The organism is Yersinia intermedia, assembly GCF_900635455.1.
In the GTDB taxonomy this organism is placed as follows: Bacteria; Pseudomonadota; Gammaproteobacteria; order Enterobacterales; family Enterobacteriaceae; genus Yersinia; species Yersinia intermedia.
On the sequence record NZ_LR134116.1, the window covers coordinates 1,598,240 to 1,613,668 of the forward strand.

The following is a 15,429-nucleotide window of genomic DNA, read 5'->3' on the forward strand; positions in this document are numbered from 1 at the left end:
AATTAGTAGAGGGATAGCGGCTCAATGAGCGACCTTGCCAGAGAAATAACACCGGTCAACATCGAGGAAGAGCTGAAAAGCTCCTATCTGGATTATGCGATGTCCGTTATTGTCGGACGTGCTTTACCAGATGTCCGGGATGGACTGAAACCGGTGCACCGTCGCGTACTGTATGCGATGAATGTACTGGGTAATGACTGGAATAAACCATACAAAAAATCGGCCCGTGTAGTCGGGGACGTTATCGGTAAATATCACCCGCATGGTGACAGCGCGGTCTACGACACAATTGTGCGTATGGCCCAGCCGTTCTCACTGCGCTATATGCTGGTGGATGGGCAGGGCAACTTCGGTTCCGTCGATGGCGACTCCGCTGCGGCGATGCGTTATACCGAAATCCGTATGTCTAAAATTGCTCACGAATTGTTAGCGGATTTAGAAAAAGATACCGTTGACTTCGTGCCTAACTATGATGGTACGGAACAGATCCCCGCAGTGATGCCAACCCGAATCCCTAACCTGTTGGTTAACGGTTCGTCTGGTATTGCCGTTGGGATGGCAACCAATATTCCGCCACATAACCTGTCTGAGGTTATTGATGGCTGTCTGGCCCTGATCGAAGATGAAAACATCACCATTGAAGGGTTGATGGAGTTCATCCCTGGCCCAGACTTCCCAACAGCAGCCATTATTAATGGTCGCCGTGGTATTGAAGAGGCTTATCGTACTGGCCGTGGCAAGGTCTATATCCGTGCCCGTGCTGAAGTTGAAGCCGACGCGAAAACTGGCCGTGAAACCATTATCGTTCACGAGATCCCGTATCAGGTGAACAAAGCGCGGTTGATTGAGAAAATCGCTGAGCTGGTCAAAGAGAAACGCGTAGAAGGCATCAGCGCGTTACGTGATGAGTCTGATAAAGACGGCATGCGTATCGTGATTGAGATTAAACGTGACGCCGTCGGGGAAGTGGTTCTAAATAACCTCTATTCACTGACGCAACTTCAGGTGACTTTCGGTATCAATATGGTGGCTCTGTCTCAAGGGCAGCCTAAATTGCTTAACCTGAAAGACATTCTGGTTGCATTTGTGCGCCACCGCCGTGAAGTGGTTACCCGTCGTACCATTTTTGAACTGCGTAAAGCACGTGACCGCGCGCACATCCTTGAAGCATTGGCAATTGCACTGGCTAACATCGATCCGATTATCGAATTGATCCGCCGTGCCGCCACCCCTGCTGAAGCAAAAGCGGGCTTGATTGCCAACTCATGGGAATTAGGCAACGTTGCGTCAATGTTGGAACGTGCCGGTGATGACGCTGCCCGCCCTGAGTGGCTGGAAGCTGAATACGGTATCCGTGACGGCAGATATTTCCTCACCGAGCAACAAGCTCAGGCAATCTTGGATCTGCGTTTGCAGAAACTGACGGGCCTGGAGCATGAAAAACTGCTGGATGAGTATAAAGAACTGCTGACCTTAATTGGTGAGTTGATCTTTATTCTGGAAAACCCGGATCGCCTGATGGAGGTTATCCGCGAAGAATTAGTGGCTATCAAAGAGCAATATAACGACGCACGTCGTACTGAGATAACGGCTAATACTTCCGACATCAACATCGAAGATCTGATTAATCAGGAAGATGTGGTTGTGACGCTGTCCCATCAGGGCTACGTCAAATATCAACCGCTGACGGATTACGAAGCTCAGCGCCGTGGTGGTAAAGGTAAGTCAGCTGCTCGTATCAAAGAAGAAGACTTCATTGATCGTCTGTTGGTTGCCAATACCCATGATACTATTTTGTGCTTCTCCAGCCGTGGCCGTCTCTATTGGATGAAGGTCTATCAGTTGCCGGAAGCCAGCCGTGGCGCACGTGGTCGTCCGATCGTGAACTTATTGCCGCTTGAGCCAAATGAGCGTATTACCGCCATTCTGCCAGTGCGGGAATATGAAGAAGGTCGTCACATCTTTATGGCTACCGCCAGCGGCACCGTGAAGAAAACCGCTTTGACCGAGTTCAGTCGTCCACGCAGTGCCGGTATTATTGCCGTCAATCTGAATGAAGGCGATGAGCTGATTGGTGTGGATCTGACCGATGGCAGCAATGAAGTCATGCTGTTCTCCGCATTGGGTAAAGTGGTTCGCTTCCCTGAGTCACAGGTCCGTTCGATGGGCCGTACTGCGACCGGTGTACGTGGTATCAACCTCAATGGCGATGATCGGGTTATTTCTCTGATTATCCCACGCGGTGATGGCGAAATCTTGACTGTGACTGAAAACGGTTATGGTAAGCGTACCGCAGTGGAAGAGTACCCAACCAAGTCTCGTGCGACTCAGGGTGTTATCTCCATTAAAGTCAGTGAGCGTAATGGTAAGGTTGTGGGGGCTGTTCAGGTGGCACCTACCGACCAGATCATGATGATCACCGATGCGGGCACGTTGGTACGTACTCGCGTATCTGAAGTGAGTGTCGTGGGGCGTAATACCCAAGGTGTGACGCTGATCCGTACCGCAGAAGATGAACATGTCGTCGGTCTGCAACGTGTTGCTGAGCCAGAAGAGGATGATGAAATCCTTGATGGCGAATCATTAGACGGTGAAGAGGGCGGCGAAGATAATGCTGCACTGAACACACCAGAAGATGACGATGCTGCTGATGAAGCAGAAGAAGGCGACGCTGAAGACGAGGATGACAACGTATAATGCGTTGTTGAAAACAAGAGCCAGCTTACGAGCTGGCTTTTTTATGGCTTATCGGTAGTGTATTCTGTTGTTCACGCAGCCTGTCCGGCAATGCTTTTCATCATGGGATCAGATTGAAATATCTCTCTTCATTTCGCACGACACTGAAAATATCCCGTTACTTGTTTCGGGTATTGGCCATCATGTTATGGTCACTTGGCGCACTGCTGACCACTTTTTATATCCTGAATATTCTCAACGAAAAAAAATCAGATATCCGTCAGGAATATAATACTAACTTTGAACAGGCGCAGAGCTACATCAGGCACTCCGCCGATATTATCCGTGATATCAAGTATATGGCGGAAAACAGATTAAACCAGGACTCGGCAAGCAGTGAGATCGCTGCTGGCGCTTTTATCAAAAACAAAACGACACCACAATATCATCCGCTTAGTGCCGGTGCAGATTGTGCTGCACTTAATTCATCGCGTCACTCTTCATTAAATTCTCTTAGTAACCTTATCCTGTATTGGAAAGAGAACTTTGCCGCTGCCTATGACCTTAACCGGATATTTTTTATTGGTAGCGACACGCTGTGCATGGTGGATTTCGATATTCGTAATACCCCGATGGAGCAGGAGAGTCTGCTTAAGTCATTGAATGAGAATATTTTAAAATATCGAGATGCTAAAAATCAGGATAAAGACAGTACGCTGTATTGGATAGTACCGGGTGTACGGCCTGAGATTGGCACCTTATATGTTCTGACCCCCCTTTATGTGGGGAACAAGCTAGAAGCGATGGTGGGTACTGAGCAAACTATCCGCCTGGAAGATTTTATCTCTCCTGGGTCATTGCCTATCGGCGTGACATTGCTTGATGAGGATAATGAGCCGGTATTACGGTTAGCGACAGGGGAACGATATGCGTCGATATTGGACGATTACCCCGACTCTCCGTTTTATTTCGGCTATGTTGATGATTACAACTCTCTTATTCTAAAAAAGAATTTACTGCCATCAACACTCAGTATCGCTTATTCCTTACCGGTTAGAACGATAATAGATGCATTCAAGTTATTAATTTTTAATGCATTTCTTCTGAACGCGCTTTCTGGTGTCGTGATCTTTACTTTGGCGTGGCTATTTGAGCGAAAAATGTTCCACCCAGCAGAAGATAACGCCTTGAGGCTGGAGGAACATGAGCAGTTCAACCGTAAAATTGTCGCTTCGGCTCCTGTCGGCATTTCTATTCTGCGCATTAGTGACGGGACCAATATCCTCAGCAATGAATTGGCACATAACTATATTAATTTGCTGACGAATGAGGATCGCGAACGTATTACACGCATTATTTGTGAGCAGCAGGCAAACTTTGTCGATGTCATGACCAGTAATAACAATAATCTGCAAATTAGCTTTGTTCACTCCCGTTATCGCAACGAAGATGTGGCTATTTGCGTGCTGGTAGATGTTAGCTCGCGGGTCAAAATGGAAGAGTCACTGCAAGAGATGGCAGCCGCAGCGGAGCAGGCCAGCCAATCAAAATCGATGTTTTTAGCCACGGTCAGCCACGAGTTACGCACACCACTATATGGGATTATTGGTAACCTCGATTTATTGCAAACCAAAGAGTTACCGCACGGTGTTGATCGTTTGGTGACGGCGATGAATAATTCATCAGGCTTATTACTCAAAATTATCAGTGATATCCTCGATTTTTCTAAAATAGAATCTGAACAACTGAAAATTGAGCCGAGTGAGTTTTCTACCGTGGAGGTGATAACCCATATTACGGCTAACTATTTACCGCTGGTGGTTAAAAAACGATTAGGCCTCTACTGCTTTATTGAGCCTGATGTCCCACGGCAGATGCTAGGTGACTCGGTGCGCTTGCAACAGGTGATTTCTAACCTGTTAAATAATGCCATAAAATTTACAGATACTGGCTGTATTATCTTGCAGGTTCGGGTGCGCGGCGATTATCTGGAATTTCGGGTGCGAGATACCGGCGTGGGGATTAATTCACGTGAAATTAACCAGTTATTTGATCCCTTCTTCCAGGTTGGAACCGGGGTGCAGCGCCATTTTCAGGGTACCGGATTAGGTCTGGCTATCTGTGAGAAGTTGGTCAACCTGATGGATGGTGATGTTGAAGTGGTTTCTGAACTGGGGATGGGCAGTATTTTTGCTATCCGCATTCCATTGTATTTGGCCGAAAATGGCAATCAGGCCAAAAATGCGGTATTGCCACAAAGTGACCGTTGGCAAGGGAAAACGTTATGGTTAGATATTCGTAATGCGCGGCTAGAGAGCTATTTACTTGATCTACTTAGCCATTTTGGTGCCACGATCCAGCGTTACAGTAATGAACAGACTTTGCAGGAGCAAGTGCTGATTTGTGATTACTTACCGCAAATAAATGCACCGCTATCGACGTGGATTCAAATCTCCATTGAGCACATTGGTTTGCCACAAGAGACACGTCCAGGCTATTGGTTACTGAGTACATCGACCCTGCTGGAGATAGTCCCGCTATTGGACCAGATATTGCTTGAGCAGCCATTGGTTGAGAATGCACCATTACAGTTGCCAGCCCCGAAAGCAAATCAGGATGAAAATGCAGACCTGCAAATTCTGGTTGTGGACGATCATCCGATTAATCGCCGGTTATTAGCTGATCAGCTCACTACCTTAGGCTACCAAGTCATTACCGCGAATGATGGGTTGGATGCTCTGGCAGTATTGAGTGCCAATAATGTCGATATTGTACTGACTGACGTGAACATGCCAAATATGGATGGCTATCGTTTGACTCAGCGCCTGCGTCAGCTAAATCACCACTTCCCCATCATCGGTGTAACAGCTAATGCATTAGCTGAAGGCAAACAACGGTGCATTGAAGCAGGGATGGATAACTGTTTGTCCAAGCCAGTGACACTGGATACATTGCGCCAGATGTTGGTTTACTATAGCGACAAAGTCCGCCGTTCACGTTAAAGCCTTCGTACTTGAAGCCGCAGGGGTGTTAGCTGCAACTCCAATTACTTTAGCTCATGCCTTCGTACTTGAAGCCACAGGGGTGTTAGCTGTAACTCCAATTACTTTAGCTTAAGGCCTGATACTGGAAGCTACGGGGAGCGGTTTAAGCAGTTTGGTTGGTTATAACGAGAGTTAATACATTAATAGTGTGAATGGGTGAATGGATAGAAATAAGCTCGGTGTTGCTGAGCAAAGGCTGCTGAGTAACACCGGGCTTGAGAGTATCTCTGTTGATAAAGATTATTGTTCTTTATCAACCTGACTAATGGTTACAGATGAAAGATAGTTCAACAGCGCGATATCATTATCTACGCCCAGTTTCATCATGGCCGATTTCTTCTGGCTACTGATGGTTTTAATGCTGCGATTGAGCTTTCTGGCGATTTCAGTCACCAAGAAGCCCTCAGCAAATAACCGTAAAACTTCACTTTCTTTCGGTGATAAACGCTTATCACCGTAACCGTTAGCACTGATTTTTTCTAGCAGTTTAGCAACGCTCTCTGGGGTGAACTTCTTCCCTTTCTGTAGTGCTGCCAATGCCTTAGGCAAGTCGGCTGGTGCGCCTTGCTTTAATACTATCCCATCAATATCCAAGTCCAAAACGGAACTGAGAATAGCGGGGTTATTATTCATGGTCAGAACAATTATGGCTAAATCTGGGTAATGCCTTTTTATATATTTTATCAGAGTGATGCCATCACCGTACTTATCCCCAGGCATGGAGAGGTCGGTAATTAGCACATTGGCATCAAGTTTAGACAAACTGTTAATAAGCGCTGTGGAGTCTTCAAACTCCCCGACAACGTTTACCCATTCTATTTGCTCAAGCGACTTTCGGATGCCAAACAACACAATTGGATGGTCATCAGCAATAATTACATTAAGGTTGTTCATGGTTATGGGTTACCTTGCTGCAACAGTCTGGTGACGAAAGAATCAATTTGACTGATGCTATTTTCGATCTTCAACCGATCGCCATCTGCGATATGCTGTTCTAATGTTTCACATAGCTGTTTGCCAAGTATCAGGTTCAACATAGCAAATACGCCTTTCAATCGATGTGCCGTCTGCGAAAGCGATATGAAATCACGTTGCTGAAGTTCAGTATACAGTTTCTTCAGATCTACCGGTACTGTCTCAACAAATAAGGAATAATAGTCACTGGATTTTAGTTGCTGCTCATAGGCACTTATATCACCAGCATCAATGAATTCAGATTCTTCTTGTGACTCATCTGATATGATGCGCTGCTCGATTAATAATAATATTGCATCAATAACAGCACTGCCTAAATTATAATTTACCCGAATATAATTATCCTGCAACTGCTGTAAACCTACCTCATCTGAGGCCAGTAATAAGGTAAAATTATCATATTGTTGCGGGTTGTCCGTTAAGGTAACGTCGTAATCCCGCCCTGGTAAACGATCATCGGCGACAATACAGTTAGCACCGAATGAATTCAATAACGTGGTGATGATTGAGCGCACTTCTTCGGAGGTTATATCTAATAGCGCCGTGACACCGTCCAATAGTTTTTCTTGCTCCTCCGCTTGTTCATTTTGGATAGCCATGGTTAAGCGAATTGTATAGCGAGTACCTATATCAACTTTACTGCGAATCTCGAGTTGGCCGTTTAATTTCTTACATAATTGGTTACATAAAAAGAAGGTTAACCCCGACCCATGATTGTATCTGTCGACCAATGTTTGACTGAGGAACGGATAATTAAGATTGCTGATTTCTTCATCAGAAATACCGACGCCAGTATCGGTTATCTTGATAACCAGTTGTTCTGGATTTTCAGGCTCGTGGCCAACATTGAGCGTAATTTTCCCATAAGCGGTGGTAATGACAGAATAATGCAGCAGCAGCGACAGTATCTTGCACAATATTTTTTCATCACCGATGTAATCCTGATCAATGTTGACATGATAGTGATTAAACAGCGTTAAACCTTTCTGATTTATGGCAGGCAGTACCTCCAGTAGCAGCGCATCGATTAATGCTGATAGGGAGAAGGCTTCCTGTTCAGGCTGCCAGTCCTGCGTCTCTAGCCGCGTCAGTAGGGTAATGTTATCTATCAATTCGGCAATAGTGTCAGTTTGTTCTACCAACTTGGCCTTCAGTGCATGCTGTTGCTGTAAGTCGGTGGTGTTCTGGAGTTCATGGGCAATTTGATTGAGGCTATTGATAGGCTGATTCAGCTCAATTCCCAGATTGTGCAACATCAGCTTACGTGCTTGCAGGTTTTTGTCGTATTCACGCCGTGCCTGTTGCAGCTTTTTATTTACCAGTACCTCTTTATCCTGATCATGAAGTAGGAACAGATAGGTTTCTGGTGAAATCTGGCTGTGAAACATCCGAATCTCATAAACTTCATTATTCACCGTGCCCTGAATCACACCGTGATGCTGCTCCGCCATATGGGCAATTTTTTGCAGATTAAGATGCGGCATTAGGTTATCGGCAATCTGGTTGCTGGCGACAACAGTACTGTTGCTGAAGTTATAGACCAATAACCCTTGTGGCAGGCTGGTAATGATCTCTTGGCTCAGCGATTTCTGCGCTTCTAACTGTTCGAGCATATCTGCGCTGGGGCGCACATATTGGCGACGCACAAAATAGATGCCTAAAACAGCTAATGCGAGCAACAATATATTGCTCAAAAGGAGCCAAAAGTTGTTTCTCAGCAGGTCGATTGCCAAGCCACCCACCGGCACACGGTAGACAATTTTCAGCGTGGCATTTGCCAGCGGCGCTGAAAATTCCAGCCAGGAACCATTCAACGCCACGCTGGTGACGACAATGTCCTCAGGGGCCATACCTTCATTTACGGGCGTCTTATCTTGTTGCAGTAGAAAGTTAGAGCGCGCCATGTTGGTCGGGATTAAATCATTGATAGGCAAGTCAAAAGCGATAACAGTAGCCAAATGCCCTGGATGGTTAAATGTGGTTCTCAGGGTAAAATAGTAGGCGTTCTGAAAGCGCAATTTACGTAACGGAGAGAAACTCTCACGTTCGTCTAAGGTATTAGCCTGTTGCAGCATCTCCGCGCGGCGAGATTCAGCGGCAACGGTTAGGTAACTTTCTTTGAAGCGTGAGGTAACTTCTTTTAAGGCCTGGGTGGTGATAAGTGTCAGGCTATTATCTTGGCCGTTAAGATAATACATGGAGTAGGTATCATTTTGTGAGCCCCAATGGCTATCAAGATAGTCAGACATCTGTAGGACCATCGGCAGTGTCGCTGTCTCATGATTGCCAAAAACGACCGAGTCAGTTTTTCGGCGCGTTTTTTCAATATAGTAAATATCAGGGCGCAGGCGGACTTCTTGTGCTGAGAGAATACTCTTCTCAGACATGTTGGGGTTATTGGCTAAATCGTATATCTGATAGGTATGATAGCGATAATCATCGATACGTTGTTGCAGACCTGCGGCGATAGCCGTTAGCGCGTATTTTTTTTCTGTCAGATAGGCATTGGTATAGTTGTAGCTATACAGGCCCATCGTAATGAGCAGTAGTACGATAAACAGCCAGAAACAGCGGGTGATATTCGCAGAACTGGTAGATAACGAGTTATTTTGCATAACGATAATGCATATTCCTTGATTAGCGCGTGACGGCTCTGGCGCTGGCAGTGACAGTCAGCAATAGCAATGCCACACAGCCAAAAGCCACCGATAAATTACTTAATTGTGCGACAAACCCAATTGCCGCAGGGCCGGCTAAGATCCCGGCATAGCCAATGGTGGTAATCGATGCAACCGCCAGGTTGGCCGGCATCACGGTCTGGTTACCGGCGGCAGTAAACAAGATAGGGACAACATTCGATGCCCCAAGCCCTACTAGCATAAAGCCAAAAAGAGCGGCCATTGAGCTATCGATGCTAATCGCAATGATGATCCCAAGCGCGGCACACAGGCTCCCGCCTAATAATACCTTGTATCGGCCCAATCCGTTGACAATCCGATCCCCATTTAAACGCCCCAGCGTCATCGCGACGGCAAACACCGCATAACCCATTCCCGCTTGTGAAGGAGCCATACCGTGCAGTGTGGTTAGGAAGAGCGCACTCCAGTCCAGCATCGAGCCTTCGGCCAGAAACATGACAAAGCATAGGAAACCAATAAACATGACCCAGCCGCGCGGCCAAACAAACAGTGGCCCGTCATGGGGTTCTCCACTGCCTCGTAGCAAATGCTGATTGGCGGTTAGCAGTAGAACAATCATTAGCGTGACGGTAGCGGTGATCGCCACCAGTGGACTTAGCCCTAACCATAATAAAGCACTCACCCCCCCAGCACCGGCAATCCCACCAACACTGAACAGACCGTGGAAACCGGACATCATGGCCCGGCCACTGGCCTTTTCAACAATAACGGCCTGAATGTTCATCGCAACATCCATTATGCCTATGGCTGCACCGAATACTAACAGAGCGAAGGCCATCGTCAGTGGTGTATTCATCAGGACTAACAAGGGCAGATCGAGGCACAACACGGCACCCGCCAGTAAAATCACTGCGCGGCATCCCCATTTTGCTGTTAGCACTCCGGTCAGGGGCATTGCCAACATCGAACCGATACCAATACACAATAACAGCAAACCCAACGAGGCATCATTAAGACCAATACGCGCTTTGGCAAAAGGCACTAATGGTGCCCAAGCGGCCATACCCAATCCGGCGATAAAGAATGCCAGCCGAGTTGAGACTTGTTGAGCAACACCTGGCTGCAATGTTTGTTGATGTATTTTGGCGGTCATGGGGTATCGGTCTGCATGTGAGATAAATAAGTTATATTGACAGATGTTTCTATCACAAAGAGAAATGTGGGTCGAAGGGATTTGTCTGGATTAGCGCAATAGTTTCTTTTTATATTTGGCTATTTGTTGGCACGCTACGCCCATATGGGAAGGTATGACTGATCATGGCATGACTGACCCATTGGGCCATGATGCGACTTTTGTGTGTATACCCGTCATACTTCAAGTTGCATGTGCGTTGGTGGCTGCCTTCGCTCCCCCCAGTCACTTACTTGTGTAAGCTCTTGGGGGTTTGCTTAGTTGCTGCCTTCCTACAACTCGAATTATTTAGGGTATAGAAGTACATCCAGGATGGCGGTATCTCCCAATAAGGTTGTGGCGTAAAATCAGAAAGGATTAGCAGAGGTGTTGCGTATAAATACGATATAACCATTTCTTAGCCATTGATGGATAATTAGATGACTATCCACATGGTCGACTAATAATAAGTCTGATGCTGTTAAGCTATTCGTGCTTAAATAAAACAATGAAATTATATTGCCAGATGACTATTTCACCTTGTTAATAACTCAGTAGCTATAAATATGCTTTCTGATATATCTCAGGCAATAAAAAAGCCGGTCCAGGACCGGCCGTAACACTAACGATTTATCTGGCTGCATAAGCCACAATGAGAATAACAGTAAAAATAATGATGATAGCGGGTGTATTATAGCCCTAGTTTATTTTGTTTTACTTATCAATTTGTGCTGCTTATTGTTTTTTTGTAACTCACTGTTATTTATATAAATTATATTTATTCTTGACTATGAGTGCTATATTTTTGGTGTTTTCAATATTTGTGAAAGTTCGCTAGTATTTACATTTCGAAATGCTTTATTGGACATATGAAACATTATCCGTCACTTGGTAGCACTTTCTGTATAGATTAATCCTAATCTTATTCCCACAATAGAGAAACCCCATTGGGATTAATTGCTCGAAAGAGCAGTGGCATAATCAAATCTAATAATAGAGGATAATAACGATGAAACTTCGAGTTCTTTCTCTGCTGGTTCCGGCTTTATTAGTCGCAGGTAGTGCAGGTGCTGCCGAAATTTACAACAAAGACGGTAACAAATTGGACCTGTTCGGTAAAATTGACGGTCTGCACTATTTCTCTGACGATAAGAGCAAAGATGGTGATCAGTCTTACATGCGTTTTGGCCTGAAAGGCGAAACCCAAATTAATAGCCAATTAACCGGTTATGGTATGTGGGAATATCAGGCAAATCTAAATAAAGCTGAAAGCCAGGATCAAGGCAACTTCACTCGTGTTGGCTTCGCGGGTCTGAAATTTGCAGATTACGGTTCTCTGGATTACGGTCGTAACTACGGTGTGCTATACGACGTAACTTCATGGACTGACGTACTGCCAGAGTTTGGTGGCGATACATACGGTGCGGATAACTTCCTGTCTCAACGTGGTAACGGCATGGCGACTTACCGTAACACCAACTTCTTTGGTCTGGTGGATGGCCTGAACTTTGCGCTGCAATATCAGGGCAAAAATGGTAACGGTACTGAAACCAATAATGGCCGTGATGTACAAGGCCAGAATGGTGATGGTTACGGTATGTCCGTATCTTACGATCTGGGCTGGGGGGTGAGTGCTTCCGCGGCGATGGCCAGTTCTCTACGTACTACTGATCAAAATAATCTGAAATTTGGTCACGGTGATCGTGCAGATGCATACACCGGTGGTTTGAAATATGATGCCAACAATGTCTATCTGGCGGCTAACTATACACAGACTTATAACCTGACCCGTTTCGGTGATTTCAGCAATAGCAACGCTGATGCAGGTTATGCCAACAAAGCGCAAAACATTGAGTTAGTAGCTCAGTATCAATTTGATTTCGGCTTGCGCCCATCCGTGGCTTACCTGCAATCCAAAGGTAAAGACCTTGGCAACGGCTATGGTGACCAGGATCTGTTGAAATACGTTGATGTTGGTGCAACTTATGCCTTCAACAAAAACATGTCCACCTACGTTGATTACAAAATCAACCTGTTGGATGAAAACACCTTTACCAAAAACGCCGGTATCAACACTGATGATATCGTAGCCGTTGGTGTGGTTTACCAGTTCTAATTCTGATTACAAGATAAGTTCTGAGGCATAACGCGGTCACTTGGCCGCGTTTTTTTGTGCCAGCCATCATGCGGGTATTGTTAGGGCAGGGTGGTAGCAGGATATTTATGTACCGAAGGCGGTTTTTACGTGCATTGAAAACAGCGGGTGATCCATCAAAAGTAGTGCTATTTTTAGCCGTATAGGCTTTTTTTGACCAATTTTGGCGTGAAGTTTAACCAAACGAATCGAATTTCTATTTTTTCTGAATGAAACACTAGACATATCATCACGCTATAGATGATAATGCTGCCCATTGGAAGGATGGCCGAGTGGTTTAAGGCAACGGTCTTGAAAACCGTCGACTGTAACAGGTCCTAGAGTTCGAATCTCTATCCTTCCGCCAAATTTAAAGCCCAAGCTTATTGCAAGCTTGGGCTTTTTTGTTTGTGGTTTTTTCAGGTATGTTGCTGCTCACGAAGTTGTACCTGTAAGCGTTCTTCTTGGTGCTAGTAACGTTTAATGTCTTCATCCAGTTAGACGACCAATATGCCCGCATTACCATCGATTTGAACTCTTTGCCCCAACCAAGGTGATAAAGTATCAATGTCCATGCCCACCAGCGTCGGAATGTTAAAGGAACGAGCCAGGATCACGGTGTGGGAGATGGTGCCACCACTACGTAGTATCAAACCTTTTAATAAGGATTTATCCAGCTCAAGGAATTGACTGGGCGTAAGTTTATCAGCCATCCCCCCTCCAGGCTTGTGTCGTTAAAAAAACGTACTTTGGTGCATCGTTGTAAACATATCTTTCGGCCCCTTGCCCCTCTACCGCTATTGCTTCTAAATCAGAGCTGAGGCGGATTGGAACTATTGTGTGCACTGAACAGTTCTGGGAAACCTCGGTAATAACTCTTCCTATCCCCCTATCGGGTGGTGGGATACGCTCATCTCGTTTCTAACGTGAGGGTTATAAGGCCGGATAGTGTGATGACAGCGAGGAATTTATAGCCCAAATAAGTTGCAAGTTGACTAAAAAACAATCACGCACATAAAAAAATAAAACAGTGTTTTATAAAATTAGCGAAGTTGATCGGCCAATCCTTTTTTTCTTTGCCATAAACTCACCAGAACTGGCAAAAACACAAAGGTTTTCCCACAGCGGTAACCGTATGTTACGAAGATTCCCGGAATATTGCCGGGAAGATAACGCCTAATATATGTAGCTATGGGGATGGCAACAATGAAAACACGTAAAATAGGCCTGTTCAACTATCTTGCCTACGGCTCTGGGGATTTCCTCGGTGCGGGTACCACGGCACTCACTGCTGCCTGGTTACTGTATTTTTACACCACATTCTGTGGGCTTAGTCCAATCGAAGCCACCTTCATTTTTGCGATGGCAAGGGTTCTTGATGCAGTCGTCAGCCCGCTGATGGGCTATCTGACTGATAACTTTGGCTCCACTTGGCTGGGCAGACGCTTCGGTCGCCGTAAATTCTTTATCTTGCTGGGTATTCCGCTAGTCTTCAGCTACAGCCTGATGTGGGTAGGCCATATGGATTATTGGTACTACCTGCTGACCTATCTGTTCTTTGATGTGGTCTATACCATGATCCTGGTGCCGTATGAAACCTTGGTGCCGGAGATGACGGATGATTTTAAGCAAAAAACCAAGTTCTCTGGGGCGCGTATCGGCCTGGCCCAGTTGTCTGCTATTTTGGCGGCATTTTTACCCGGCATTCTGCTCAGTTACTTCGGTAAAGATAATGCTGTTTCATTTTTCTATTCCAGCCTGGTGTTCTCGATCATCTGTGCCTGCATGTTGACATTGGTCTATTTATTCACCTGGGAGCGCCCGGCAGAACAAAAATCTGCCGCCGCGCTAGAAGCCGAAAAACAAAAACTCACGCTACTCCAGAGCTTAAAGCGTCTGAATATCGAATTGTCTTCCACACTGCGTATCCGTATTTTCCGTCAGCACTTGGGGATGTACCTCGGAGGCTATATCGCGCAGGATGTTTTCAACGCCGTGTTCACCTATTACGTGGTATTCGTGCTGATGCAAAGTGCAGCCACAGCCTCCAACCTGATGGGTACCATGGCCATCATGCAGTTTGTAGCGGTTATCGCCATGATCCCGCTGTGTATCCGCTTTGGGCCAGCACCGTCTTATCGCGTAGTCATCGTGTTGTTTGGTATGGCGGCAATCTCTTACTCTGTACTGTATTACGCCAACCTCAGTGATGCTTTCTCATTGCTACTGCTGGTTTCGGGCGTTGCCGGTCTGGGCCGGGGGGGCATCAACTACGTGCCGTGGAATATCTACACCTATATTGCTGATGTGGATGAAGTGATCACCGGGCAACGCCGTGAAGGTATATTTGCTGGCATCATGACTTTGACCCGCAAGGCCTCACAGGCTGGTGCGGTGATGCTGGTTGGTATCATCCTGCAATTGTCGGGTTTTGTTTCCGGCCAAAGTCAGCAATTACCCGAGGTGAGTCACGCCATTTTGATGATCCTGAGTGTTGGTACCCTAGTGGTGCTGGCGATGGGCTTCATTGTCTCACTGCGCTTCAAGCTCAACCTGAAAACACACGGTGTGCTGCGCCAGGAAACTGAGAAGATGCGCCTCGCGGGCCGTGTGGTACCTGACAACATCATGCCAGAAGCGAGAGCTACCGTCGAAATGCTGGCGGGCATGCCCTATGAATCGCTGTGGGGTAACAACAATATTGGCTACCTCAACCGTAATAAACCTGCTGCACTGCCATTCCCCAAGGCCACTTCAGGCCAGAAAGCGGCAGGCAGCGTGACACATTGA

At 46.2% G+C, this 15,429-nt stretch carries 7 protein-coding genes, 1 tRNA gene and 1 pseudogene; 5 read left to right on the top strand and 4 right to left on the bottom strand.

Annotated elements, in window-relative coordinates; translation table 11 throughout:
- The first annotated feature begins 24 nt into the window (after positions 1 to 24).
- Both gyrA and rcsC read left to right on the top strand, forming a co-directional pair.
- The gene (gene gyrA, locus EL015_RS07390) at positions 25 to 2,697 is read left to right on the top strand and encodes a DNA topoisomerase (ATP-hydrolyzing) subunit A (RefSeq protein WP_005192395.1); all 2,673 of its coding nucleotides are present in this window, start codon (positions 25 to 27) and stop codon (positions 2,695 to 2,697) included.
- Positions 2,698 to 2,810: 113 nt separating this feature from the next.
- Positions 2,811 to 5,678: a two-component system sensor histidine kinase RcsC gene (gene rcsC / locus EL015_RS07395; RefSeq protein WP_032907904.1), complete on the top strand. Its 2,868-nt coding sequence runs from the start codon at positions 2,811 to 2,813 to the stop codon at positions 5,676 to 5,678.
- Positions 5,679 to 5,960: 282 nt separating this feature from the next.
- Here rcsC and rcsB read toward each other — a convergent pair whose 3' ends face one another.
- Genes rcsB through EL015_RS07410 form a run of 3 tightly spaced genes read right to left on the bottom strand, consistent with a single transcriptional unit; the run spans position 5,961 to position 10,487 of the window.
- On the bottom strand, positions 5,961 to 6,614 hold the full coding sequence (gene rcsB, locus EL015_RS07400; RefSeq protein WP_005192390.1) for a response regulator transcription factor RcsB: 654 nt from the start codon (positions 6,612 to 6,614) through the stop codon (positions 5,961 to 5,963).
- Positions 6,615 to 6,616: 2 nt separating this feature from the next.
- The gene (gene rcsD / locus EL015_RS07405) at positions 6,617 to 9,310 is read right to left on the bottom strand and encodes a phosphotransferase RcsD (RefSeq protein WP_005192388.1); all 2,694 of its coding nucleotides are present in this window, start codon (positions 9,308 to 9,310) and stop codon (positions 6,617 to 6,619) included.
- 22 nt (positions 9,311 to 9,332) lie between these two features.
- Positions 9,333 to 10,487 (bottom strand): MFS transporter, encoded by a 1,155-nt coding sequence (locus EL015_RS07410; RefSeq protein WP_005192386.1) that lies wholly within the window; start codon positions 10,485 to 10,487, stop codon positions 9,333 to 9,335.
- A gap of 1,027 nt (positions 10,488 to 11,514) precedes the next feature.
- On the opposite strand from EL015_RS07410, the gene ompC reads away from it, so the two are divergent.
- Together ompC and EL015_RS07420 are read left to right on the top strand one after the other, a co-directional pair.
- Positions 11,515 to 12,621, top strand: coding sequence for a porin OmpC (gene ompC / locus EL015_RS07415; protein WP_005192384.1), 1,107 nt, complete (start codon positions 11,515 to 11,517; stop codon positions 12,619 to 12,621).
- Positions 12,622 to 12,918: 297 nt separating this feature from the next.
- A tRNA-Ser gene (locus tag EL015_RS07420) sits at positions 12,919 to 13,006 on the top strand.
- Positions 13,007 to 13,112: 106 nt separating this feature from the next.
- Here the strand turns inward: EL015_RS07420 and EL015_RS07425 are convergent.
- Positions 13,113 to 13,367: pseudogene (locus tag EL015_RS07425) on the bottom strand (PEP-utilizing enzyme); the annotation flags it as partial.
- Positions 13,368 to 13,836: 469 nt separating this feature from the next.
- Between EL015_RS07425 and EL015_RS07430 the strand changes: the two are divergent.
- Positions 13,837 to 15,429 carry an MFS transporter gene (locus EL015_RS07430; RefSeq protein ID WP_050413780.1) on the top strand — a complete coding sequence of 531 codons (1,593 nt, stop codon included), beginning with the start codon at positions 13,837 to 13,839 and terminating at the stop codon, positions 15,427 to 15,429.

What these genes read in the sequence shown, in the direction of transcription:
- gyrA (WP_005192395.1), top strand. Translation starts at nt 25, where the DNA reads ATGAGCGACCTTGCCAGAGAAATAACACCGGTCAACATCGAGGAAGAG.
- rcsB (WP_005192390.1), bottom strand. Translation starts at nt 6,614, where the DNA reads ATGAACAACCTTAATGTAATTATTGCTGATGACCATCCAATTGTGTTG.
- rcsD (WP_005192388.1), bottom strand. Translation starts at nt 9,310, where the DNA reads ATGCAAAATAACTCGTTATCTACCAGTTCTGCGAATATCACCCGCTGT.
- EL015_RS07410 (WP_005192386.1), bottom strand. Translation starts at nt 10,487, where the DNA reads ATGACCGCCAAAATACATCAACAAACATTGCAGCCAGGTGTTGCTCAA.
- ompC (WP_005192384.1), top strand. Translation starts at nt 11,515, where the DNA reads ATGAAACTTCGAGTTCTTTCTCTGCTGGTTCCGGCTTTATTAGTCGCA.
- EL015_RS07430 (WP_050413780.1), top strand. Translation starts at nt 13,837, where the DNA reads ATGGCAACAATGAAAACACGTAAAATAGGCCTGTTCAACTATCTTGCC.